Genomic DNA, 19,527 nt, shown 5'->3' with positions numbered 1-19,527 from the left:
CCGGACGCGTCGCGCCCGCCTTCACTCCTCCGCTCGACTCCCCTGCCTTGAGCTCCACTTGACGCCGGCGTTCCCCCGGGCCCGCCGCCTTCCACTTCCCCGTCCGCCCCGGCCGGGGTATGACGACCGTTACCGCCTGCGCACGCTCCAAACCTGATCCCGAACTGCTCAGCCAGGGTCGGCCGCCGTCCCCGTCGCCCGATTGCGTTCGGCGGCGATCTGCTCGGCCGTGCGGCGACTGACGCACCACTCCGGCCGCCCCATCGCGGTGATCCACCCGCCGTCAGGTCGGCGCACGCCCCACAGCGGCACGCCGTCCGGACCCCGCCGCAGCTCCTCGACCTGGTAGGCGGCCGCCTGCCGAGCGCTCACGCGGACCCCTGCAACGCTGCCTGCTGCGGGCAGGTCCCGACGTGGAACTCCGCCCAGAGGTCCCGGCGGCCGGACGACGAACTCCGACCGCCGAACCGGGCGGCGGTGCGCGAGAGCTGCTGCACGATCTCCCCTTCGAGGACCCGATCGGCACCGGTGAGGTCGATCCGGAGGCGGAAGCACGCACACGCCACCTGCCCGATCGACACCTCCCTCCCCAACACGGCGGCAAGCCGGGCGGCGTGGCCGAAGACGGCGACCGCCTGCTCGTCGGCGCTCACGCCGGACGGCGGCCGGCCAGGCCCCGCGCCGCGGCTTCGAGGTAGTCGTCCCAGCAATCGCTCGCGCCCGGATCGCGGTCGCGGCCGGTGCCGGACACGCAGCGGGAGCACTTCCCGCACGCCCGGTACGTGCCGTCCTTCCCGGTCGGCGACTCGACGCGGCGGGTGCTACCGGTCACGGCCGACCTCCAGGTGGCTGGTGCACACCACGGTGTCGAAGTCGTGCACCGCACCCGACATCTCACCGGGGACGGTGATGCCGCCGCCGGGGTGGAGCGGGGACTCGGTCGAGCCGCAGACGCGGCATGCCTCTCCCTGGAGGCGCGCAGGGCTGATGCCCCGGTCAGGCGGTGTCGCTGTCACGTCCGCTACGATCCCCGCCCGCAGCCCGAGGAAGTGACACCACCTGTGTCACTCGTCAGACGGCCTTCGCCCACCGGGCCATCGCCAGCAGTTCCTCGTCGCGGCCCCGGGTGAGCCGGACCAGGGTGGCCAGCTCCGCCCGGACCTGGCCGTGCTCGCGCACGTGCTGGGGCGCGATGCGGCGGGCGACCAGCAGGGACTCGCGGGCGTGCTGGGGGTGACCCAGCGCTACCTGCGCCCGGCCGAGGTCGATGTAGTAGTGGCTCCTGCGTTCGGCGGGCAGGTCTCGGGGCGGCACCCACCGACCGGCCTCCGCCACCGCCCGGCCCAGGCCGACCGGGTCGGCGAGCTCGACGGCCACCGCGAGCTGGTGGATGCGCACCGAGTCCGGGCCGACCGCGGTCCCGTCGTACAGCCGCTCCGGGACGTCGCGGGCGAGCCGCTCGGCCTCGGCCAGGTGCAGGCGGGCACCGTCGCCGGCGCGTGCCCGGCCGGCCACGACGGCGGCCCGCATGTGCAGGGCTGCGGCTGCGGCGGCCAGCGGCACCGTGGTGGGCGGCGGCATCCGGTCCGCAGCCTGCTGCAGTGCCCGCAGGCCCGCGCCGAGCTGGCCGGTGGCGAAGTAGATCTCGGTGCGGACGTAGGCCGTGGTGGCGGTGAGCGCCGGGTCCTCGGCGGTGGCGGCGGCCCAGCGCATCAGCTCGATCAGGCGACTGGACAGGTCGCGGTAGCCGTACTTGTAGGCCGCGGCGTCGGCGGAACGGACGGCCAGTGCGAGCAGGTGGGCGGCCCGCCGACGGCCGGTCCCGGCGGTCTGGTCGACGGCGCGGAACAGTTCCTCCAGCAACGGCGCGATGTTCCCGGCAATCAGGCTGTAACGGGAGTTGACCCGAGCCTCGGTCATCTCCTCCACCGCGGCGGCGAGTTCGCGCAGCGGCCGCACCGGGCCGTCGTCCGGCAGGTCGTAGACGGCGATCGCGGCCTGCAGTGCGGGGATCGCCTGGTGCACCCGCGAATCCGTGCGGCCCGGGCCACCGGCCAGATCCTCCGGGGTGGTGCGCAGGGCCCTGGCGATAGCAGCCAGGACGGCGTCACCCGGGCTGCGGGTACCTGCCTCGACGGCGCGGATCATGCTGACCGAGACGCCAGACGACTCGTACACCTCGCGGCGGGACAGGCCGGCGGCGGCGCGGGCAGCAGCTACGCGATACCCGAGATGGGCGGCGGCGGTACCAGGCATGCTCGGCACGGTACCCGCGCCGTCACGATCTCGGGTGCGGAACCGCCCCGGCGAGACCGGGGCGGTTCACCTTGGTTGACGGGCGATCAGGTCTGCGAGGTCCGTCAGCGAGTCGACCGTCCAGTCGGCGTCCGGCGCGGGTGTGGTCAGGCCGATCGGCCCGCGGCGCAGGTGCGCGGCCCGCAGCCCGACCGCCCGGGCTGGGGTGATGTCGTTGGCCGGGTGGTCGCCGACGTAGAGGATCTGCTGCGGGGCACCGGGCGCCCACTCGGCGATCCGGCCGAAGAACCCGGGCGACGGCTTGGAGACGCCCCAGTCGCCGCTGGTGGCGATCGCGTCGGCGGGCAGGTCGAGCCCGCGCAGCAGCTCGGCCACCTCGCGGTTCTGGTTGCCGGCGATGCCCACCCACACCCCGGCGTCGCGCAGTTGCTGTAGCGCGGGCCGGACGTCCGGGTACAGGTCGGACTCCTCGATGTGGTCGCCCTGCCCGGCGGCGCGGCGGGCGCGCCACTCGGCGGCGATGTCGATACCGGGCCGGATGAGGCGGACCGCTTCGGCGTTGTCGAGGCCACGGGCGAGGACGTGCCCGACGAGCGCTGACACGGTGTGCTGCGGGACGTCCAGCCAGCGGGCCCAGTCCGCCCAGTAGCGGGTGTCGCTGGTGAGCGTCTCGCCGATGTCGAACACCACTGCCCGGATCGTCATGCGGGCAGCGTAGCCGGGCGTCCGCGGCTGGTCAGGGTGGGCGAGCGGCCTGCACTGCCCAGGTCGACATGCCTGACAGCCTGATTGGCCTGCTGCGGATCTGGATCGCGGCGTGGACGTCCTCCCGCCGTCGACGCACGGCCCGGGATGAGCACGAGTCGGAATGGATCTCCATCCGGACTCCACGGAAGCCCGGAGCACTCGGTGAGGCCCCGAAGGGCTCGACCTTTCACGGCGTTGAGCGGCGGAGCCGGATCCGGCCCCGCCGCCGGTCACCCGGCGTGCCGTCAGCCGCGGGTGGCCATCGCGCGCAGGAAGAAGGTCAGGTTCGCGGGGCGCTCGGCCAGGCGGCGCATGAAGTAGCCGTACCACTCCTGGCCGTAGGGCAGGTAGACCCGCATGGTGTTGCCGGCCTCGGCGAGGCGGAGCTGCTCCTCGGGGCGGATGCCGAAGAGCATCTGGTACTCGAAGGAGGTGGCGTCGCGCTTGTTCCACTCGGCGAGCTGGCCGGCGATCTTGATCATGTTGGGGTCGTGCGAGGCCACCATGGGGTAGCCCTCGCCCGCCATCAGGACCTTGAGCGCGCGGACGTAGGCGAGGTCGACGTCCCGCTTGCCCTGGAAGGCGACCGACTCGGGCTCCTTGTAGGCGCCCTTGCAGAGGCGCACCCGGGAGCCCGCGTGGGCGAGGTCGCGGCAGTCGGCCTCGGTGCGGCGCAGGTAGGCCTGGAGGACGACGCCCAGCCAGGGGAAGTCGGCGCGCAGTTCGCGGGCGATGGCCAGGGTGGAGTCGGTGGTGGTGTGGTCCTCCATGTCGAGCGTCACGGTGGTGCCCGCGTCGGCGGCGGCCTGGCAGATGCGGCGGGCGTTCTCCAGGGCGATCTTCTCGCCGTCCACGGGGAGGAACTGGCCGACGGCGGAGAGCTTGACGGAGACCTCGGCGTCCGCGGCGAGGCCGGTCTCCTTGAGGGCGGTCAGCAGGTGCTCGTAGGCGAGGGCGGTGCCGGCGGCCTGGTCGGCGTCCTTGGTGTCCTCGCCGAGGTGGTCGAGGGTGACCTTGCGGCCGCTGGCGACCAGCGCCTCGGTGGCGCTCACGCCCTGGTCGAGCCGGTCGCCGGCGACGAAGCGCTCGACGATCGCGTGGGTGGGCGGGAACTTCTCGACCATGGTGCGCACCTGCGGGGAGCGCGAGGCGGCGAGGAGGGCGGAACGGAGCATCGTGGACTCCCGGCGAAGCGGATCAGCTGGTGGAGAAGGGGGGTGCGGGGCGGCCGGGGTGCGGCCGCCCCGCGGGACACGGGCCCGGTCAGCCCATGTGCGGGTAGCGGTAGTCCGTCGGCGGGACGAACGTCTCCTTGATGGAGCGGCTGGAGGTCCAGCGCATCAGGTTCTGCTTGGCGCCGGCCTTGTCGTTGGTGCCGGAGGCCCGGCCGCCGCCGAAGGGCTGCTGGCCGACGACGGCGCCGGTGGGCTTGTCGTTGATGTAGAAGTTGCCGGCGGCGTTGCGCAGCACGTGCATCGCGTGCTGCACGGCTTCGCGGTCCTGGGCGATGATCGAGCCGGTCAGGCCGTACGCGGACACCGACTCCATCTGCGCGAGCATCTCGTCGTACTGGTCGTCCTGGTAGACGTGCACCGAGAGGATCGGGCCGAAGTACTCGTCCCGGAAGTACTCGGCGGCCGGGTCCTGGCAGACCAGCACGGTCGGGCGGACGAACCAGCCGACCGAGTCGTCGTACGTGCCGCCGGCCAGCACCTCGACCTGCGGGTCGGCCTTGGCGCGGTCGATCGCGGCCTTGTTCTTGGCGAAGGAGCGCTCGTCGATGACCGCGCCCATGAAGTTGCTCAGGTCGGCGACGTCGCCCATGGTGAGCCACTCGACCTCGTCGCGGAAGTCGTCCTTGATCTCGGCCCAGACCGAGGCCGGGACGTACGCGCGGGAGAGCGCCGAGCACTTCTGGCCCTGGTACTCGAAGGCGCCGCGGGTCATCGCGGTCTTCAGCACGGCCTTGTCGGCGGACGGGTGGGCGACCAGGAAGTCCTTGCCGCCGGTCTCGCCGACGATCCGCGGGTAGGTGCGGTAGCCGGAGATGTTCTCGCCGACGGTGCGCCACAGGTGCTGGAAGGTCGGGGTGGAGCCGGTGAAGTGGATGCCGGCCAGCGCGGGGTGCTTGAGGGCGACCTCGGAGACGTCCAGGCCGTCGCCGGTGACCATGTTGATGACGCCCTTGGGCAGGCCGGCGGCCTCCAGCAGCCGCATCAGGTAGTGCGCGGCGAACTGCTGGGTGGGGGACGGCTTCCAGATCACCACGTTGCCCATCAGCGCGGGCGCGGTCGGCAGGTTGCCGGCGATCGCGGTGAAGTTGAACGGGGTGATCGCGTAGACGAAGCCCTCCAGCGGGCGGTGGTCGGTGCGGTTCCACACGCCGTCCGAGGAGATCGGCTGCTCGGCCAGGATCTGCCGGGCGAAGTGCACGTTGAAGCGCAGGAAGTCGACCAGCTCGCAGGGGGTGTCGATCTCCGCCTGCTGGGCGGTCTTCGACTGGCCCAGCATGGTGGCCGCGGCGAGGGTCTCCCGCCACGGGCCGGCCAGCAGGTCCGCGGCGCGCAGGAAGATCGCGGCGCGGGAGTCGAAGGAGAGCGCCTGCCAGGCCGGCGCGGCGGCCAGGGCGGTGTCGATGGCCTCGCGCGCGTCGTCCTGGGTGGCGTTGCGCAGCGTGCCGAGCCGGGCCGCGTGGTGGTGCGGCTGCACGACGTGGATCTCGGAGCCGCCGCCGAGGCGCTGCTCCCCGTTGATCGTCATGGTCAGCTGGATCGGCCCCTGGCCGCCCAGCTCCTTCAGCTTGGCCTCCAGCCGGACCCGCTCGGGGCTGCCGGGGGCGTAGCTGTGGACCGGCTCGTTCACCGGCGCGGGGACCTGGGTCACAGCATCCATGGCGCACGCTCTCCTTCTCGTCATGGGAAGCCGGCGAGGGTCGCACACCGGCCATGGAGGAACGCTATTCCCCGTCCCGGCCCGGGACTGTTGGCCGCGCCGCCAAATTCCCCCGCTCGCCGTTGTCCGCCCGGACGAACACCGTCACACTCCGGTCACGGCGACCGCACCCTGTCCGGCTCACTAAACTCGGACCCCGGATCTTGTCCGCCCCGACGAACGCCCGACGAACGCCCGAGAGACGCCCGAGAGACGCCCGCCGGACGCCCCGACGGACGCGCCCCGACAGGCGCGCCCCGACAGGCGCGCCCCGACAGGCGCGCCCCGACGAACACCGCCCGCTCCGAACCGAGGACCCCGCCGATGACCGGCCTGCCCCTGCGCCAGCTGCTGATGTCGCTCGGCGAACCCCTGGTCGAGCTCCAGGCCGCGCCCGCCGGACTGGACGTCCCGGTCCGGCACGTGGCCATCCTCGACCCGGAGGACCCGCCCACCGCCGCGCCGGGCGAACTCGTGCTGGCCATCGGCGCCCGCGGCCGGGCCGCCCTCCCCGCGCTGCGCGCCGCCGGCCGGGCCCGGGCCGCCGCCGTCGCGGTCAAGCTGGACGGGCCGGGCCAGGCGGACGCGCTGCGCGAGGCCGCCACCGAGGCGGGCGTCGCACTGCTCTCGGTGCGCCGCGAGACCCGCTGGGAGCACCTCGACTCGCTGGCCCGCACCCTGCTGTCCGGCTCCGACGGCCCGGACGGCCCGGAGCCCGGCGGGGCCGCCACCGGCGACCTGTTCTCGCTCGCCCAGACCGTCGCCGTGCTGACCGGCGGCATCGTCTCGATCGAGGACACCTCCAGCCGGGTGCTCGCCTACTCCCGCACCTCCGAGACCGACGAGGTCGACGACCTGCGCCGGCTGTCCATCCTGGGCCGCCAGGGCCCGGAGCCGTACCTGGCCAAGCTGCGCGAGTGGGGCGTCTTCTCGCACCTGCGCGGCTCCGAGGGCGCGATCGAGATCGCCGCCCACCCCGAGCTGGGCATCCGCCGCCGGCTGGCGATCGCGATCCGCTCCGGCGCGCAGCCGCTGGGCACCATCTGGGTGCAGGAGGGCTCCCGCCCGCTGACCGACACCGCCGAGCAGGCGCTGGTCGGCGCCGCCCGGGTCGCGGCCGGCCAACTGGTGCGCCGCCGACGGGAGTTGTCGGCCGACACCCGGCTCACCCAGACCCTGCTGACCGGCCTGCTGGAGGGCTCCACCGGCCCGCAGTCGCTGGCCACCCACCTGGGCCTGGACGTCCGCCGCGCGGCCACCGTGCTGGCCTACGCCCCCGCCGCCACCGACGGCCGGGACGCCGAGCTCTCCCGCGACGAGGTGATCGGCCTGATCTCGGTGCACACCGCCGCCCGCCACCGCGGCGCCCTGCTCGCCCCGGTCGACTCCCGGGTCTACGTCCTGCTGCCCGAACTCCCGCCCGGCGTCCCGCCCGGCACCCTGCGCGACTGGACCCAGGAGACCGTCGACGCGGCCCGCGACCACCTGTCCATCCCGCTGCGGGCCGCGATCGGCCCCACCGTCCCCGGCCTCGCCGACGTCCCGGCCTCCCGGGCCCAGGCCGACCGGATCCTGGACGCGATGGGCCGCGGCGGGGTCGTCCCGGACGTGGCCGCGCTCCAGGACGTCCAGGCCGAGGTGCTGGTCTCCGAGGTGCTGGCCCTGCTCCAGGACCGCCCCGAGCTGCGCGACCCCCGCCTCACCGCCCTCAGCGCGTACGACGGCCGCCACCACACCCGGCTCGCCGAGTCCGTCCTCGCCTACCTCGACGCCCTCGGCGAGGTCCGCACCGCGGCCGACGCCCTGCACATCCACCCCAACACCCTGCGCTACCGGGTGCGGAGGGCCGAGCAGCTCACCGGCCTGGACCTCGCCCAGCCCCAGCAGCGCCTGCTCGCCATGCTCCAACTCCGCCTGCCCGACTGACGGTTCGCCAGACCGGCCGCTCGCCCGACCGGCGATCCGCCCGGCCGGCGGTCCGCCCGGCCGGCGGTCCGCCCGACGCCCGGGGAGTCGGCGCTCCCCGGGCGGGCCTCAGGGCCGACGGGCCGTCACATCCGGTGCCACGGGCCGGTGATCGCCAGCATGATGCCCGGCTCCTGGATGTTCGCGAACAGCGTCCGCCCGTCAGGCGAGAAGGTCACGCCGGTGAACTCGCTGAACTCCGGCTCCTCGGCCGTCCCGAGGTTGAGCTCGTTGCGCGCCAGCGCGTACGTCCGGCCGTCGGCGGTGGTGCCGAACAGGTGCTGGAGGCCGCTGCCGTCCTCGGCGATGATCAGGCCGCCGTGGGGCGAGACGGTGATGTTGTCGGGGCCGTCGAAGTTGCCCCGGTCGGTCCAGACCTCGTCGTTGACGCCGAGGATGACCTTCAGGGTCAGCGTCCGCCGGGTCGGGCTGTAGAACCAGACCTGGCCGTCGTGCTGGAGCGGCGACTCCTCGCGGGCGAAGGAGGAGACGAAGTAGATGCCGCCGTCGCCCCACCACATGCCCTCCAGCTTGCGGGCCCGGGTGATCTCGCCGTCCTCGAACTGCTTGCGGATCGAGGTGGTGCGGGCGTCGCGGTCCTGGACCTTGACCCAGTCGGCGCCGTACGTGGTGCCGGGCTTGGTGGCCCGGGACAGGTCGTCGACCAGCTTGCCGCGCGCGTCGAACGCCTTCAGCGCCTCCAGCACGCCCGCGTCGGCGGCCAGGGTGCGCAGCCGGCCCCTGCCGTGCCGGAAGCCGGCCGGCGGGGTCCAGCGGTAGAACAGGCCGTTCGGCTTGGCCGCGTCCTCGGTCAGGTAGGCGTGGCCGCGCCGCTCGTCGATGACGACGGCCTCGTGCGCGAACCGGCCGAACGCCTTGATCGGCTGCGGGTCCCGGTTGGCGTCCTGGTCGTGCGGGTCGACCTCGAAGACGTAGCCGTGGTCCTTGGTGAAGCCGTTGGTGCCGGCCTTGTCCTCGGTCTCCTCGCAGGTCAGCCAGGTGTTCCACGGGGTGGCGCCACCGGCGCAGTTGGTGGCGGTGCCGGCGATGCCGACCCACTCGCGGACCCGGCGCCCGCCCTGCCCGCGGCCCTTGCCGTGCCCGTGCGCGTCACCGTGCCCGGAGACCTCGACGACGGTGCAGCCGCCCGCCGCGGCCGGGTCGTAGACGTGGCCCGCCAGCAGCGGCACCGGGTGCGGCCAGTTCGCCCGCGGCCCGGCCAGCTCGTGGTTGTTCACCAGCAGGACGGCCCCGCCCCGCCCCTCGAACGCGGCGGTGCCGTCGTGGTTGCTCGGGGTGGACTCGCCGGTGACCAGGGTGGTCTCGCCGGTGCGCGTGACGACCTCGTACGAGAAGCCCTTCGGCAGCGCCAGCACCCCCTTCGGGTCGGACACCAGCGCGCCGTAGCCGACCGCGGTGTGCCCGCCCTTCGCGAGGGCGGCCTCCCCGCCCGCGGGGGCGGCGATCGCCCCGGGCGCGGTGGCCAGCACCTCGGCGCTGCCGGCGATCAGGACGCCGGCCCCGAGCACGGTCGAACGGTTGACGAAGTCCCGACGGGACAGCGGCATGGCGGTCACTCCTGGAGGAGAGGGCGAAGTTCGGTGACCGACAGGCTCCGGGCCGGACGTGAACCGGGCGTGAATCCGACACGGCGTCGATGTGCCGATTTACCGACCACATACCGGCCGATGACCCCGCCTTTACCTTCTCCCCGCCCGTCCCGCCCGTCCCGCCCGTCCCGCCCGCCGATCCCGCCGATTCGGCCCCGTCCGCCTCTCCCGCCTCTCCCGCCTCTCCCGCCCCTCCCGCCGGTCCGGCCCCGCAGGCCCCGCTAGCGCCGCGCCCCGTGCTGGGTCCGCTCGACCCGCCACTGCTCCCACGCCGTCAGCCAGGCGTCCTCGGTGCCCGACGGCAGCTCGGGCGTCCCGCCCGCCCACAGCCGCTCCCAGGCCCGCTGCGCGGGCAGGCTCGGCACCTCGCTGGCGAACGCCGTGTACCGGACGACCTCCTCCACGGCCGCCGCGCCCTCGACCGTCCCGCTCACCCAGTCCGCGTGGTGGGCGAGCCGGCTCAGGTGGTTGACCATCGAGGTGACCGCCTCGTCGGCCTCCTCGCGGGTCTCCGAGGCCAGCCGCATCTGCTGCCGCACCGCCGCCTCCCAGCGCAGCTGCCGGTCCTCGCCGCGCAGGTGGCGCGGCAGCCGGGCCGATCGCCCGGCGCGCAGCTGCGCGACCACCGCCGAGGCCCGCGCGATCGCCTGGACCACCAGGTCCCGGTGCGCCTGGAGGCCCAACTCGGCGGACTCCGGGCCGGGTTCGGGGGAGCGCCGGTCCGCCCGGAGCGCGGCGAGCTGCCGCAGCATCTCGGTCCGGCCCACGATGTACCGCTCGAAGTCGCCGATCCGGCGCAGCTCCACCGACCCCGGCGGGACGCCGCGCCCGGTGACCGTCACCGTCGCCCCGTGCACCCGCAGCCGGCCCGCCCACACCGTGCCGTGGCCGGCACCCGTCCGGGAGTCCTCGTGGACCTGCACCGCGTGCGGCTCGCCGTCCACCGTGATCCACTCGCGCAGCGCCCGCAGCCGCCCGGCGGTGTCGCCCTCGTCCACCCCGAGGTGCTCGTAGACCCGGTCGCGCTCGTCCTCGACCACGTCCTCCAGGTCGGGCAGCGACCCGCTCGGCTCGGCCCCGGGCCGGTACGTCCGCACCGTCACGTACGGCCCCGGCGCGGAGCGCCAGTCCCCGGAGCGGATCTCCACCGCCTCCAGTTCCCCGTTGTAGACCTCGTACTCGGCCAGCACGTCCCACCCGGGCGCCGCCGCCCCGTGCACCCACCCGAACACCGGAAACCCCGCGCCCGCCAACACCTGCCGGCCGTACGCCTCCTGGTCCGAGTACATCGCCTCGATGTCCACGGGCCCGCTCGTGTGCTGCCTCTTCATCCCTCGCCGCACCCCCGGCCGCTCGCCACTCCAACGCCGACTTACCTTACGGCCCGGGGAACCTGTCGAGCCATCAGACGGACGTGGAGGGCTCGCGGAGAACTCGGCGGGGCCCGCCGGGGAGGGACCCCGCCGGAGAAGAGCCCCGCCACCCGCCACCCGCTACCCGGTCTGCCCGCGCAGCGACCGCGCCCGGACCGCCGCCCGCCGGGCCTCCTTGGCGACCTTGCGGTCGAGGTGCAGCTCGCCGACCGCCTCCAGCACCTCCGCCGTCATCGGGTGCGGCACCCGCCAGACCTCGCCGAAGTAGCTGGCGGGGTTGTCGGTGACGGGCAGGTCGGCCACCAGCGCCTGGAGCCGGCCGCCCTCGCCGGCGGTCAGCAGCATGACGGCGGCCATCGAGTCGATCACCCGCCAGAGCGCGACCTCGCGGTCCGCCGCCGCGACGTCCGCGCCGCGGGCGCGCAGCCACTCGCGGGCCAGCCCGCCCAGCTCGGGGTCGTCGACCGCCTCCCGCACCAGCGGGGCCGCGTCCTCGCCGAGCTCGCCGAGGCCGAGCACGCAGTAGTAGCGGCGGACGGGCGACTGCGCGTCGCGTCCGCGCGCGCCGGCCAGCAGTTCGCGGGCGGCGTCGCGCGGGTCGCGGGCGGCCAGCCAGGCCTTGAGCTCGGGTTCGGCGAAGAGCTGCCCGTTCTCGGCGAGGGCGCGCAGGAAGGCCGGGCCGTCCTGGTCGGCGAGGTCGCCGACCAGCGGGGCGTCGTAGCCGTCGGCGAGCAGCCACTCGCGCACCGCGTACTGCCCGAGCGGGGTGAGCCGGACGGTGCCGAAGCGGGCCGCGTCCTCCTCGGTCAGCGGCCGGTCGGTGTCGACCACCTCGGCGGCCTCCGCCGGTGCCCCCGTCTCCCCCTCCTCGAACAGGTCGGGGTCGATCGGCCGGTGCTCGACCAGCCCGAGTTCGGCGAGGTCGCCGAGCATCGGGTCGAGGACGACCATCAGGTCGGTGATCTCGCCGAGCATCTCCTCGTCGGGCTCCTGCCCGTCGGGGACGACCAGCAGCGCGGCGAGCACGCCCAGCGGGACGGTCTCGGCGCCGGGCTCGGCGAACGCGGTGGTCTCGTACAGCACGTGCAGCGCCTCGTCGAGGATCTCGGCGGCCTGCTCCCGGGCGTCCTCGACCTCCGCCAGGGCCTCGCCGTCGTCGTCCGGGCCGCCCTCGACCACCTCGGGGTCGACCGACTCGGCCTCCGCGGCGAGTTCCCGGACCAGTTCGGCGGCCTCGAACCAGAGGCCGAGGACGGCGGCGGGCTCGCCGGCCTCGACGGCCTCCAGGTCGGGGCCGGGGATGGCGACGTGGGTGCCCTCGTCGGTGGTGCCGGTCTCGACCAGGTCGAGGTCGCAGGCCAGGGCCCAGGCCCGCATCGCCTCGACCACGTCGTCCTCGTCCGGGTCCTCGGCGCCGAGCATCCGGGCGGCCCGGACCCGGTCGGCCTCGCCGAGGTCGCCGTGCTCGTCGACCTCGCGGTGCGGGGCGATCCAGCGGGCCAGCGCGACGACCCGGGAGATCAGCGGGACGGCCAGCGCGGCGGCGGCCAGCTCGGCGTCCGGTGGGAGGGCGATCGGCGGGATCAGGACGGCCGTGTCGTCGGGGTCCTCGTCGCCGCTCTGCGCGCCGTACAGGTCGGCGAGGTCGTAGTCGGCGGGCAGCAGCCCTTCGGCCTCGGACGGCTGCTGGTCAGGGGTGTTACGGCTACGTCCGGCCATCGCGCGCGTTCTCCCGGGTGCGTCGCAGGGCACCGCCGTCCGGTGGGCGGCCCGCCCGGGGGGCGGCGGACGCGGGGAGCGGCGGCGCGGGCCGTGCGTGTCGGCCCGTCAACCCAGCGTATCGGCCGCCACGACCGAACGCCTGAGCTGCGCGGGCGTCCGCCCGAACGAGTGGGGCGGTGCGTCCGAACGAGTGCCCGCCGGCACGTATCCTTCGGTGGGCGACGCGCACCACCCCCGCGCGCACGCCCCGGGACCCGGAGCGACGGCGCTCCGCACTCCACGTACCACGTGCACACCCGCACCGTCCGACCCGTGCCGCCACACCCCGGCCCGGCCGTGCCCGACGGTGCCCGGCCACTCCAGGAGACCCCTGCCATGGCGGACCTCTCCCCCGCCGGCCCCGGCCTGAGCACCGCTCAGTACGCCGACCGCCGACTGTCGGAGGCCCTGCTTCCGCTGGAACTCGCGCCCCGCAAGCAGCTCCAGCTCGCCGCGATCAGCCGCTGGAACGCGCTGCGCGGCATCCGCGTCGGCCTGGTGGCCGCCGCCCTGCTGCTGATGCTGATCGGCGCGAACCTCGCCACCCCGCTCTACCCGGTGCTCCAGCAGCGCCTGGGCCTGAGCCCGCTGGACACCACGGTCCTGTTCACCGTCTACGTGTTCGCGCTCGTCCCGGTGCTGGCCGCGGTCGGCCACTGGTCGGACCACCTGGGGCGGCGCGCCCTGATCCTGCCCGCGGTGGCACTGGCCGCCGCCGGGGACGCGGTGTTCGCCACCGCCGGCTCGTTCTGGCAGCTGGCCGCCGGACGGGCCGTCCAGGGCGTCGCGGTCGGGCTGTCCACGGGCGCGGCGGGCGCCGCCCTCGGCGACCTGCTGCCGGACCGGCCCACCCTGGCCGCCAAGCTCACCCTGGCCTGCTCGGCGGGCGGCGTCGCGCTCGGCCCGCTGGTCGGCGCCGCGCTCACCGACGACGCGAAGCCGCTGCTCGGCCCGTTCCTGCCGCACGCGGTCGCGCTGCTGGCGCTGTGCGTGCCGCTCGCCCTGGTGCACCCGCGGATGCCCGGCCCGTTCCGGCCCCCGGCCTCCCCGCCGCGCGTCACCACCCCGGCCCACCTGCGGCCCCGGCGGCTGCGGCTGCCGCGCGCCGGACGCCGCGAGTTCCTGCTGGCCGCCGCCGCGGGCTTCGTCTCCTACGCGGTCTTCGGGGTCTACCTGGCGCTCGCCCCGGCCTTCTCCGCGACCCTGCTGCACACCCGCTCCCCGCTGGCGGGCGCGGCCGTCGCCGCGCTGCTGCTCGGCTCCTCGGCCGCCGCCCAGCTGCTCGTCCCGCCCACCTCCGACCGGGTGGTCGTGGCGGCCGGCCTGACCGGCCTGGCCGCCGGGCTCGGCCTGCTCACCACGGCCGCCGCGACCGGCACCCCGGCGCTGCTGTTCGTCGGCAGCGTGCTGGCCGGCGCCTGCCAGGGCGTGGCGTTCCGCTCCCTGTTCACCGCCGCGGTCGCCGCCCTCGACCCGGCCCGCCGCGGCAGCGAGCTCTCCGCCCTCTGGGTGATCGTCTACCTGGGCTCCTCCGCCCCGATCATCGCCGTCGGCGCCCTCACCCGCGCCTACGGCCTGCTCCCCGCCGTCACCGTCTTCGCCCTCACCGCCGCCACCGCCGCCCTCGCCCTGGCGGGCGCGGTGCTGCGCCGCCGGGGCTGACCGCGGCGGCCCGGGCCGCCCGGGCGTCAGCGCCGCAGCGCGTCGCCCGCAGCGCGGTCGGGTGCGAGGAGCAGGCCCATCGCGGAGTCGGCGATCTCCAGGGCCGTGCCGCCGTCCGCGTCCAGGACGCCGTCGCGCAGGCCGGCGAGCGGGTCCGGGCTCGCGGCAGCGGCAGGCCGGTCGGCGGGGCGGGCGGCGGCGGGGCGGGCGGCGGCGGTGACGGTCGCGACCGGACGGGGGCCGGTCCGCTTCCCGGCCGAGGCGGAGGCGGAGACCGAGGCGGAGGCGGAGACCGACCTCGAAGCCGGCCCCGGAACAGCGGGAGAGGCAGCGGGAGAGGCAGCGGCCTCCGGAGCGGGCAGCACCTCCGGCGCGGCGGAGCCGGTGGCCGCCGGAGCCCCGGTCGCGGCGACCGCCACCGCCGGATCGCCGTCCTTCCCGCCGCCCGCGAGGCCGAGCACGGCCGCGCCGCCCCCGCCGACCAGGGCGAGCGCCCCGGCCGCCGCCCCGGCGATCCGCAGCCGCCTGCGCCGCCGCTGCTCCCGCTCGTGCCGCTCGGCCATCGCGGCCCAGTCCGGCTGCCCGTGCCCGCCACCCGACCCGAAACTCATGGTCCGGCAGTTTAGTTCGGCCCGGGGCCCCGGAATTCCCGGAACGGAACGGAACAGAACGGAACAGAACGGAGAGGGGCGGGGACCGAAGTCCCCGCCCCTCTCCGGTGCCGATTGCCGGTGCCGACCGCTCAGACGTTGAAGCCGAGCGCGCGCAGCTGGTCGCGGCCCTCGTCGGTGATCTTGTCGGGGCCCCACGGCGGCATCCAGACCCAGTTGATCCGCAGGTCCTTGACCAGGCCGTCGGTGGCGGTGCGGGCCTGGTCCTCGATCACGTCGGTGAGCGGGCAGGCCGCGGAGGTCAGCGTCATGTCGACGGTGGCGGTGTCGTCCGCGTCGATGTGCAGGCCGTAGATCAGGCCCAGGTTGACGACGTCGATGCCCAGCTCGGGGTCGACGACGTCCATCAGGGCCTCCATGAGGTCCTCGGTGGAGACCGTCCCGGCGCTGGTGAACGCCCCCGGGGTCTCGGACTCCGCGGCCGCGGCGTCGGCCGCGGGGGCCTCGGCCTCGGTGGTGGTGTCGTTCTCGCTCATGAATCCAGTGTCCTAACGGGCGTCAGTCGGTGAGGGGGGGCTGGCCGCCGAGCGCCTTGGCGGTGGCGTCCTTCCAGGCCATCCAGCTGAGCAGGGCGCACTTGACCCGGGCCGGGTACTTGGAGACCCCGGCGAAGGCGACCGCGTCCTCCAGCACCTCCTCGTCGCCCTCGGACTGGCCCTTGCTCTGCATCAGTTCGAGGAAGGCCTCCTGGATCTGCTGCGCCTCGCCGACCGGCTTGCCGACCACCAGGTCGTTGAGCACGGAGGCGGAGGCCTGGCTGATCGAGCAGCCCTGCGACTCGTAGGAGACGTCGGCGACGACCGCGCCGTCGAGCCGCACCCGCAGGGTGATCTCGTCGCCGCAGGTCGGGTTGACGTGGTGCACCTCGGCGTCGCCGTCCCGCAGCCCCTTGCCGTGGGGGTTGCGGTAGTGGTCCAGGATGATCTCCTGGTACATCGAGTCGAGTTTCATGGCAGCCGCCTCAGCCGAAGAAGTTGCGGACGTGGTGGAGACCGTCGATCAGCGCGTCCACCTCGCCGGGCGTGGAGTACAGGTAGAACGACGCCCTGGTGGTCGCCGGAATTCCGTACCGCAGGCAGACCGGCCGCGCGCAGTGGTGGCCGACCCGGACCGCGATGCCCTGCTCGTCCAGCACCTGGCCGACGTCGTGCGGGTGGATGTCGCCGAGCGTGAAGGAGATCGCCGCGCCGCGGTCGACGGCCGTGCGGGGGCCGATGATCCGCAGGTCGGGCACCTCGTTCAGGCGCTCGATGGCGTACGCGGTGATCGCGTGCTCGTGGGCGGCGATCCGGTCCATGCCGATCTCGGACAGGTAGTCGATGGCCGCGCCGAGCCCGACCGCCTGGGCGATCGGCGGGGTGCCGGCCTCGAACTTGTGCGGGGCGGGCGCGTAGGTGGACGAGCCCATCGTCACGGTCTCGATCATCTCGCCGCCGCCGAGGAACGGCGGGAGGTCCTCCAGCAGCTCCTGGCGCCCCCAGAGCACGCCGATGCCGGTGGGGCCGACCATCTTGTGCCCGGTGAAGGCGACGAAGTCGGCCTCCAGCGCCTGCACGTCCAGCACCATGTGCGGGGCGGCCTGCGAGGCGTCGATGGCGACCAGTGCGCCGACCGACTGCGCCTTGCGGACGATCGCGTCGACCGGGTTGACGGTGCCCAGCAGGTTGGAGACCAGCGTGAAGGAGACGATCTTCGTCTTCTCGGTGATCAGCTCGTCGATGTTCGACAGGTCGAGCCGGCCGTCGTCGGTGAGCGAGAACCACTTCAGCTTCGCGCCGGTGCGCTGCGCGAGCAGCTGCCACGGCACGATGTTGGAGTGGTGCTCCATCTCGGTGATCACGATCTCCGAGTCGGCGTCGACCTTGTACGGCTCGTCGGCCCAACCCAGCATGTTGGCCACGAGGTTGAGCGACTCGGAGGCGTTCTTGGTGAAGATCACCTCGTTGCGGCTGGGCGCGTTGACGAAGGCCGCGACCTTGTCCCGGGCGCCCTCGTACAGCGCGGTGGCCTCCTCGGCCAGCACGTGCACGCCGCGGTGGACGTTGGCGTTGTGCTGCTCGTAGTAGGCGTTCAGCGCCTCCAGCACCTGGCGCGGCTTCTGCGAGGTCGCCGCGTTGTCCAGGTAGACCAGGGGCCGGCCGTCGTGCAGCTGCCGGGACAGGATCGGGAAGTCCTTGCGGATCGCGTCCGTGTCGAGGAGTCCGGTCAGATGGGAATGGGTCACTCTGAAGCGCCGCCCTTCACGTAGCTCTCGTAGCCCTCTTCCTCCAGCTTGTCGGCGAGCTCGGCGCCGCCGGACTCGACGATCCTGCCGCCTGCGAAGACGTGCACGTGGTCGGGCTTGATGTAGCGCAGGATGCGGGTGTAGTGGGTGACCAGCAGGGTGCCGACCTCGCCGGTCGAGCGGACCCGGTTGATGCCCTCGGAGACGACCCGCAGCGCGTCGACGTCCAGACCGGAGTCGGTCTCGTCGAGGATGGCGATCTTCGGCTTGAGCAGCTCCAGCTGGAGGATCTCGTGGCGCTTCTTCTCGCCGCCGGAGAAGCCCTCGTTGACGTTGCGCTCGGCGAACGCCTGGTCCATGTGCAGGGCGGCCATCGCCTCCTTGACCTCCTTGACCCACAGCCGCAGCTTGGGGGCCTCGCCGCGGACGGCGGTGGCGGCGGTGCGCAGGAAGTTGGAGACCGAGACGCCGGGGACCTCGACCGGGTACTGCATGGCCAGGAAGACGCCGGCCCGGGCGCGCTCGTCGACGGACATCTCCAGCACGTCCTCGCCGTCCAGCAGCACCTGGCCGCCGGTGACGGTGTACTTGGGGTGGCCGGCCAGCGAGTAGGCCAGGGTCGACTTGCCGGAGCCGTTCGGACCCATGATCGCGTGGGTCTCGCCCTGCTTGACCGTCAGGTCGACGCCCTTGAGGATCTCGCGGGGACCGCCCTCGGCCTCGACGGTGACGTGCAGGTCGCGGATTTCAAGCGTTGCCATGGGTACTCAGTTCTCCTGGTTGACGGAGACGAGCACATCGTCCCCTTCGATCTTTACGGGGTAGACGGCGACCGGCCTGGTCGCGGGCAGCCCGGACGGCTTGCCGGTGCGCAGGTCGAAGCTGGAGCCGTGCAGCCAGCACTCGATCATGCAGTCCTCGACCTCGCCCTCGGACAGCGAGACGTTGGCGTGCGAGCAGGTGTCGTTGATCGCGAACACGCCCTCGTCGGTGCGGACGACCGCCACCGGGACGCCGTTCAGCTCGACCTTCTTGGGCACGTCCTCCTGCAGGACGCTCAGCGCGCAGGCCCGGACGTAGCTCATGCCACGGCCGCTTCCAGCTCGGCCTCGATCTTCTCCAGCAGCCGGTCCTGGATCTCGGCGACGCCGATCTGCTGGACCAGCTCGGCGAAGAAGCCGCGCACCACCAGGCGGCGGGCCTCGTCGGCCGGGATGCCGCGGGACTGCAGGTAGAACAGCTGCTCGTCGTCGAAGCGGCCGGTCGCGGAGGCGTGGCCGGCGCCGACGATCTCGCCGGTCTCGATCTCCAGGTTCGGCACCGAGTCGACCCGGGCGCCGTCGGTGAGCACCAGGTTGCGGTTGAGCTCGTAGGTGTCGGTGCCCAGCGCGGCGGCCCGGATCAGCACGTCGCCGATCCACACCGCGTGCGCGTCCTGGCCCTGGAGCGCGCCCTTGTAGGCGACGTTGGAGCGGCAGTGCGGGGTGTCGTGGTCGACGACCAGGCGGTGCTCCAGGTGCTGCCCGGCGTCCGCGAAGTACAGGCCGAACAGCTCGGCCTCGCCGCCGGGGGCGGCGTAGTTGACCCGCGGGTGCAGGCGCACCACGTCGCCGCCGAAGGTGACGACCACCGACTTGAACGAGGCGTCCCGGCCGACCAGCGCGTTCTGCTGGGCGACGTGCACCGCGTCGCGGTCCCAGTCCTGGACCGAGACGAAGGTCAGCTTGGCGCCGTCGCCGACCAGCAGGTCGACGTTGGCGGCCCGGGTGCCGGTGCCGGTGTGGTTGAGCACCACGACGGCCTCGGCGAACGGCTTGACCTCGACCACCAGGTGGGCGAAGCGGACGCCGCCCTCGCCGTGCACGTCGATCCGGACTGGCTCGGTGAGCGCGGTCTCCTTCGGGACGGTCACCACCAGGGCCTGCTCGAAGGCGCTGAACGCCTGCGCGGCGACCCGGTCCACCGGGGTGCCGGCCCTGCCGACCCGGGCGTCGTCCCGGCCGACCAGCTCGGAGGTGACGCCCTCCGGCAGGCCCAGCTCGATCTTGTCCTCGCCGGCGGCCGCCTCGGCGGCCTTGCCGTCGTGCAGCCCGCCGAGGCGGTGCAGCGGGGTGAACCGCCAGTCCTCCTCGCGGCCGGTGGGCACCGGGAAGTCGTTGACGTCGAAGGACGGCTTGACCGCGACCCGGGCGTCGATCGGCTGCCGGACGGTGTCGCGCCCGGTGCCCGGGCCGGCGAGCTGCGCGCCGGCGCCGGCGGTTCCGACCTCGATCGAGCCGGCGGTGGTGGAGCCGGGGGTGTTCTGCTCAGCCATGGCTGTTCGTGTT

Annotated in this window: 20 protein-coding genes; 2 read left to right on the top strand and 18 right to left on the bottom strand. The window is 74.1% G+C overall.

The genetic code is table 11. The features are described from left to right. Positions 1 to 168 precede the first annotated feature (168 nt). The 8 genes from ACIP60_RS29530 to pruA form a co-directional block, all read right to left on the bottom strand. Complete coding sequence (locus ACIP60_RS29530; RefSeq protein ID WP_400689928.1) at positions 169 to 372, bottom strand: hypothetical protein; 204 nt, start codon at positions 370 to 372, stop codon at positions 169 to 171. Then, positions 369 to 653 (bottom strand): hypothetical protein, encoded by a 285-nt coding sequence (locus tag ACIP60_RS29525; protein WP_400689925.1) that lies wholly within the window; start codon positions 651 to 653, stop codon positions 369 to 371. Before ACIP60_RS29525 ends, ACIP60_RS29530 begins: the two co-directional genes overlap by 4 nt. Continuing rightward, positions 650 to 832: a hypothetical protein gene (locus tag ACIP60_RS29520; RefSeq protein ID WP_400689923.1), complete on the bottom strand. Its 183-nt coding sequence runs from the start codon at positions 830 to 832 to the stop codon at positions 650 to 652. The genes ACIP60_RS29525 and ACIP60_RS29520 overlap by 4 nt, the downstream gene beginning before the upstream one ends. Beyond that, positions 822 to 1,016 (bottom strand): hypothetical protein, encoded by a 195-nt coding sequence (locus ACIP60_RS29515; protein ID WP_400689920.1) that lies wholly within the window; start codon positions 1,014 to 1,016, stop codon positions 822 to 824. Before ACIP60_RS29515 ends, ACIP60_RS29520 begins: the two co-directional genes overlap by 11 nt. A 55-nt stretch (positions 1,017 to 1,071) precedes the next feature. Further along, positions 1,072 to 2,256, bottom strand: coding sequence for a helix-turn-helix domain-containing protein (locus ACIP60_RS29510; protein WP_400689917.1), 1,185 nt, complete (start codon positions 2,254 to 2,256; stop codon positions 1,072 to 1,074). Between the two features lie 66 nt (positions 2,257 to 2,322). Next, on the bottom strand, positions 2,323 to 2,961 hold the full coding sequence (locus ACIP60_RS29505; RefSeq protein WP_400689914.1) for an HAD family hydrolase: 639 nt from the start codon (positions 2,959 to 2,961) through the stop codon (positions 2,323 to 2,325). A gap of 287 nt (positions 2,962 to 3,248) precedes the next feature. Then, the gene (locus ACIP60_RS29500) at positions 3,249 to 4,178 is read right to left on the bottom strand and encodes a proline dehydrogenase family protein (RefSeq protein WP_400689911.1); all 930 of its coding nucleotides are present in this window, start codon (positions 4,176 to 4,178) and stop codon (positions 3,249 to 3,251) included. Between the two features lie 88 nt (positions 4,179 to 4,266). Next, positions 4,267 to 5,895, bottom strand: a complete 1,629-nt coding sequence (pruA, locus tag ACIP60_RS29495) for an L-glutamate gamma-semialdehyde dehydrogenase (RefSeq protein ID WP_400689908.1) — start codon at positions 5,893 to 5,895, stop codon at positions 4,267 to 4,269. A gap of 363 nt (positions 5,896 to 6,258) precedes the next feature. On the opposite strand from pruA, the gene ACIP60_RS29490 reads away from it, so the two are divergent. After that, on the top strand, positions 6,259 to 7,860 hold the full coding sequence (locus ACIP60_RS29490; RefSeq protein WP_400689905.1) for a PucR family transcriptional regulator: 1,602 nt from the start codon (positions 6,259 to 6,261) through the stop codon (positions 7,858 to 7,860). Positions 7,861 to 7,985: 125 nt separating this feature from the next. On the opposite strand, the gene ACIP60_RS29485 is transcribed toward ACIP60_RS29490, so the two are convergent. The 3 genes from ACIP60_RS29485 to ACIP60_RS29475 all read right to left on the bottom strand — a co-directional run bounded on the left by ACIP60_RS29485 (position 7,986) and on the right by ACIP60_RS29475 (position 12,601). Further along, positions 7,986 to 9,467, bottom strand: a complete 1,482-nt coding sequence (locus ACIP60_RS29485; RefSeq protein ID WP_400689902.1) for an alkaline phosphatase PhoX — start codon at positions 9,465 to 9,467, stop codon at positions 7,986 to 7,988. A 263-nt stretch (positions 9,468 to 9,730) separates the two neighbouring features. After that, positions 9,731 to 10,840, bottom strand: a complete 1,110-nt coding sequence (locus ACIP60_RS29480) for a hypothetical protein (protein ID WP_400689899.1) — start codon at positions 10,838 to 10,840, stop codon at positions 9,731 to 9,733. Positions 10,841 to 11,002: 162 nt separating this feature from the next. Then, complete coding sequence (locus ACIP60_RS29475; protein ID WP_400689896.1) at positions 11,003 to 12,601, bottom strand: hypothetical protein; 1,599 nt, start codon at positions 12,599 to 12,601, stop codon at positions 11,003 to 11,005. 378 nt (positions 12,602 to 12,979) lie between these two features. Between ACIP60_RS29475 and ACIP60_RS29470 the strand changes: the two genes are divergently transcribed. After that, the gene (locus ACIP60_RS29470) at positions 12,980 to 14,305 is read left to right on the top strand and encodes an MFS transporter (protein ID WP_400689894.1); all 1,326 of its coding nucleotides are present in this window, start codon (positions 12,980 to 12,982) and stop codon (positions 14,303 to 14,305) included. Between the two features lie 26 nt (positions 14,306 to 14,331). Here ACIP60_RS29470 and ACIP60_RS29465 read toward each other — a convergent pair whose 3' ends face one another. The 7 genes from ACIP60_RS29465 to sufD all read right to left on the bottom strand — a co-directional run bounded on the left by ACIP60_RS29465 (position 14,332) and on the right by sufD (position 19,514). Continuing rightward, a complete protein-coding gene (locus ACIP60_RS29465; protein ID WP_400689891.1) occupies positions 14,332 to 14,916 on the bottom strand; it encodes a hypothetical protein in 585 nt (194 codons plus the stop codon). Between the two features lie 131 nt (positions 14,917 to 15,047). Further along, entirely contained in the window at positions 15,048 to 15,335 is a 288-nt protein-coding gene (locus tag ACIP60_RS29460) for a metal-sulfur cluster assembly factor (RefSeq protein ID WP_051817190.1), read from the bottom strand. A gap of 139 nt (positions 15,336 to 15,474) precedes the next feature. Continuing rightward, entirely contained in the window at positions 15,475 to 15,927 is a 453-nt protein-coding gene (gene sufU / locus ACIP60_RS29455) for a Fe-S cluster assembly sulfur transfer protein SufU (RefSeq protein WP_100840242.1), read from the bottom strand. A gap of 10 nt (positions 15,928 to 15,937) precedes the next feature. After that, complete coding sequence (locus ACIP60_RS29450) at positions 15,938 to 17,200, bottom strand: cysteine desulfurase (RefSeq protein ID WP_100840243.1); 1,263 nt, start codon at positions 17,198 to 17,200, stop codon at positions 15,938 to 15,940. Continuing rightward, positions 17,197 to 17,961: a Fe-S cluster assembly ATPase SufC gene (gene sufC / locus ACIP60_RS29445; RefSeq protein WP_400689886.1), complete on the bottom strand. Its 765-nt coding sequence runs from the start codon at positions 17,959 to 17,961 to the stop codon at positions 17,197 to 17,199. The genes ACIP60_RS29450 and sufC overlap by 4 nt, the downstream gene beginning before the upstream one ends. A gap of 6 nt (positions 17,962 to 17,967) precedes the next feature. Beyond that, positions 17,968 to 18,285, bottom strand: a complete 318-nt coding sequence (locus ACIP60_RS29440) for a non-heme iron oxygenase ferredoxin subunit (RefSeq protein WP_111552928.1) — start codon at positions 18,283 to 18,285, stop codon at positions 17,968 to 17,970. After that, on the bottom strand, positions 18,282 to 19,514 hold the full coding sequence (gene sufD, locus ACIP60_RS29435) for a Fe-S cluster assembly protein SufD (RefSeq protein WP_400689883.1): 1,233 nt from the start codon (positions 19,512 to 19,514) through the stop codon (positions 18,282 to 18,284). The genes ACIP60_RS29440 and sufD overlap by 4 nt, the downstream gene beginning before the upstream one ends. Between the last annotated feature and the right edge of the window lie 13 nt (positions 19,515 to 19,527).

Source organism: Kitasatospora sp. NPDC088783 (assembly GCF_044750705.1).
In the GTDB taxonomy this organism is placed as follows: Bacteria; Actinomycetota; Actinomycetes; order Streptomycetales; family Streptomycetaceae; genus Kitasatospora; species Kitasatospora fiedleri.
The sequence above is the reverse complement of the archived record's forward strand: the minus strand, read 5'-3'. Positions and strand labels throughout refer to the sequence as shown.

Excerpts from the sequence above, each read along its gene's own strand:
- ACIP60_RS29510 (WP_400689917.1), bottom strand. The coding sequence starts at position 2,256 with ATGCCTGGTACCGCCGCCGCCCATCTCGGGTATCGCGTAGCTGCTGCC.
- ACIP60_RS29505 (WP_400689914.1), bottom strand. The coding sequence starts at position 2,961 with ATGACGATCCGGGCAGTGGTGTTCGACATCGGCGAGACGCTCACCAGC.
- ACIP60_RS29500 (WP_400689911.1), bottom strand. The coding sequence starts at position 4,178 with ATGCTCCGTTCCGCCCTCCTCGCCGCCTCGCGCTCCCCGCAGGTGCGC.
- pruA (WP_400689908.1), bottom strand. The coding sequence starts at position 5,895 with ATGGATGCTGTGACCCAGGTCCCCGCGCCGGTGAACGAGCCGGTCCAC.
- ACIP60_RS29490 (WP_400689905.1), top strand. The coding sequence starts at position 6,259 with ATGACCGGCCTGCCCCTGCGCCAGCTGCTGATGTCGCTCGGCGAACCC.
- ACIP60_RS29485 (WP_400689902.1), bottom strand. The coding sequence starts at position 9,467 with ATGCCGCTGTCCCGTCGGGACTTCGTCAACCGTTCGACCGTGCTCGGG.
- ACIP60_RS29480 (WP_400689899.1), bottom strand. The coding sequence starts at position 10,840 with ATGAAGAGGCAGCACACGAGCGGGCCCGTGGACATCGAGGCGATGTAC.
- ACIP60_RS29475 (WP_400689896.1), bottom strand. The coding sequence starts at position 12,601 with ATGGCCGGACGTAGCCGTAACACCCCTGACCAGCAGCCGTCCGAGGCC.
- ACIP60_RS29470 (WP_400689894.1), top strand. The coding sequence starts at position 12,980 with ATGGCGGACCTCTCCCCCGCCGGCCCCGGCCTGAGCACCGCTCAGTAC.
- ACIP60_RS29465 (WP_400689891.1), bottom strand. The coding sequence starts at position 14,916 with ATGAGTTTCGGGTCGGGTGGCGGGCACGGGCAGCCGGACTGGGCCGCG.
- ACIP60_RS29460 (WP_051817190.1), bottom strand. The coding sequence starts at position 15,335 with ATGGAGGCCCTGATGGACGTCGTCGACCCCGAGCTGGGCATCGACGTC.
- sufU (WP_100840242.1), bottom strand. The coding sequence starts at position 15,927 with ATGAAACTCGACTCGATGTACCAGGAGATCATCCTGGACCACTACCGC.
- sufC (WP_400689886.1), bottom strand. The coding sequence starts at position 17,961 with ATGGCAACGCTTGAAATCCGCGACCTGCACGTCACCGTCGAGGCCGAG.
- ACIP60_RS29440 (WP_111552928.1), bottom strand. The coding sequence starts at position 18,285 with ATGAGCTACGTCCGGGCCTGCGCGCTGAGCGTCCTGCAGGAGGACGTG.
- sufD (WP_400689883.1), bottom strand. The coding sequence starts at position 19,514 with ATGGCTGAGCAGAACACCCCCGGCTCCACCACCGCCGGCTCGATCGAG.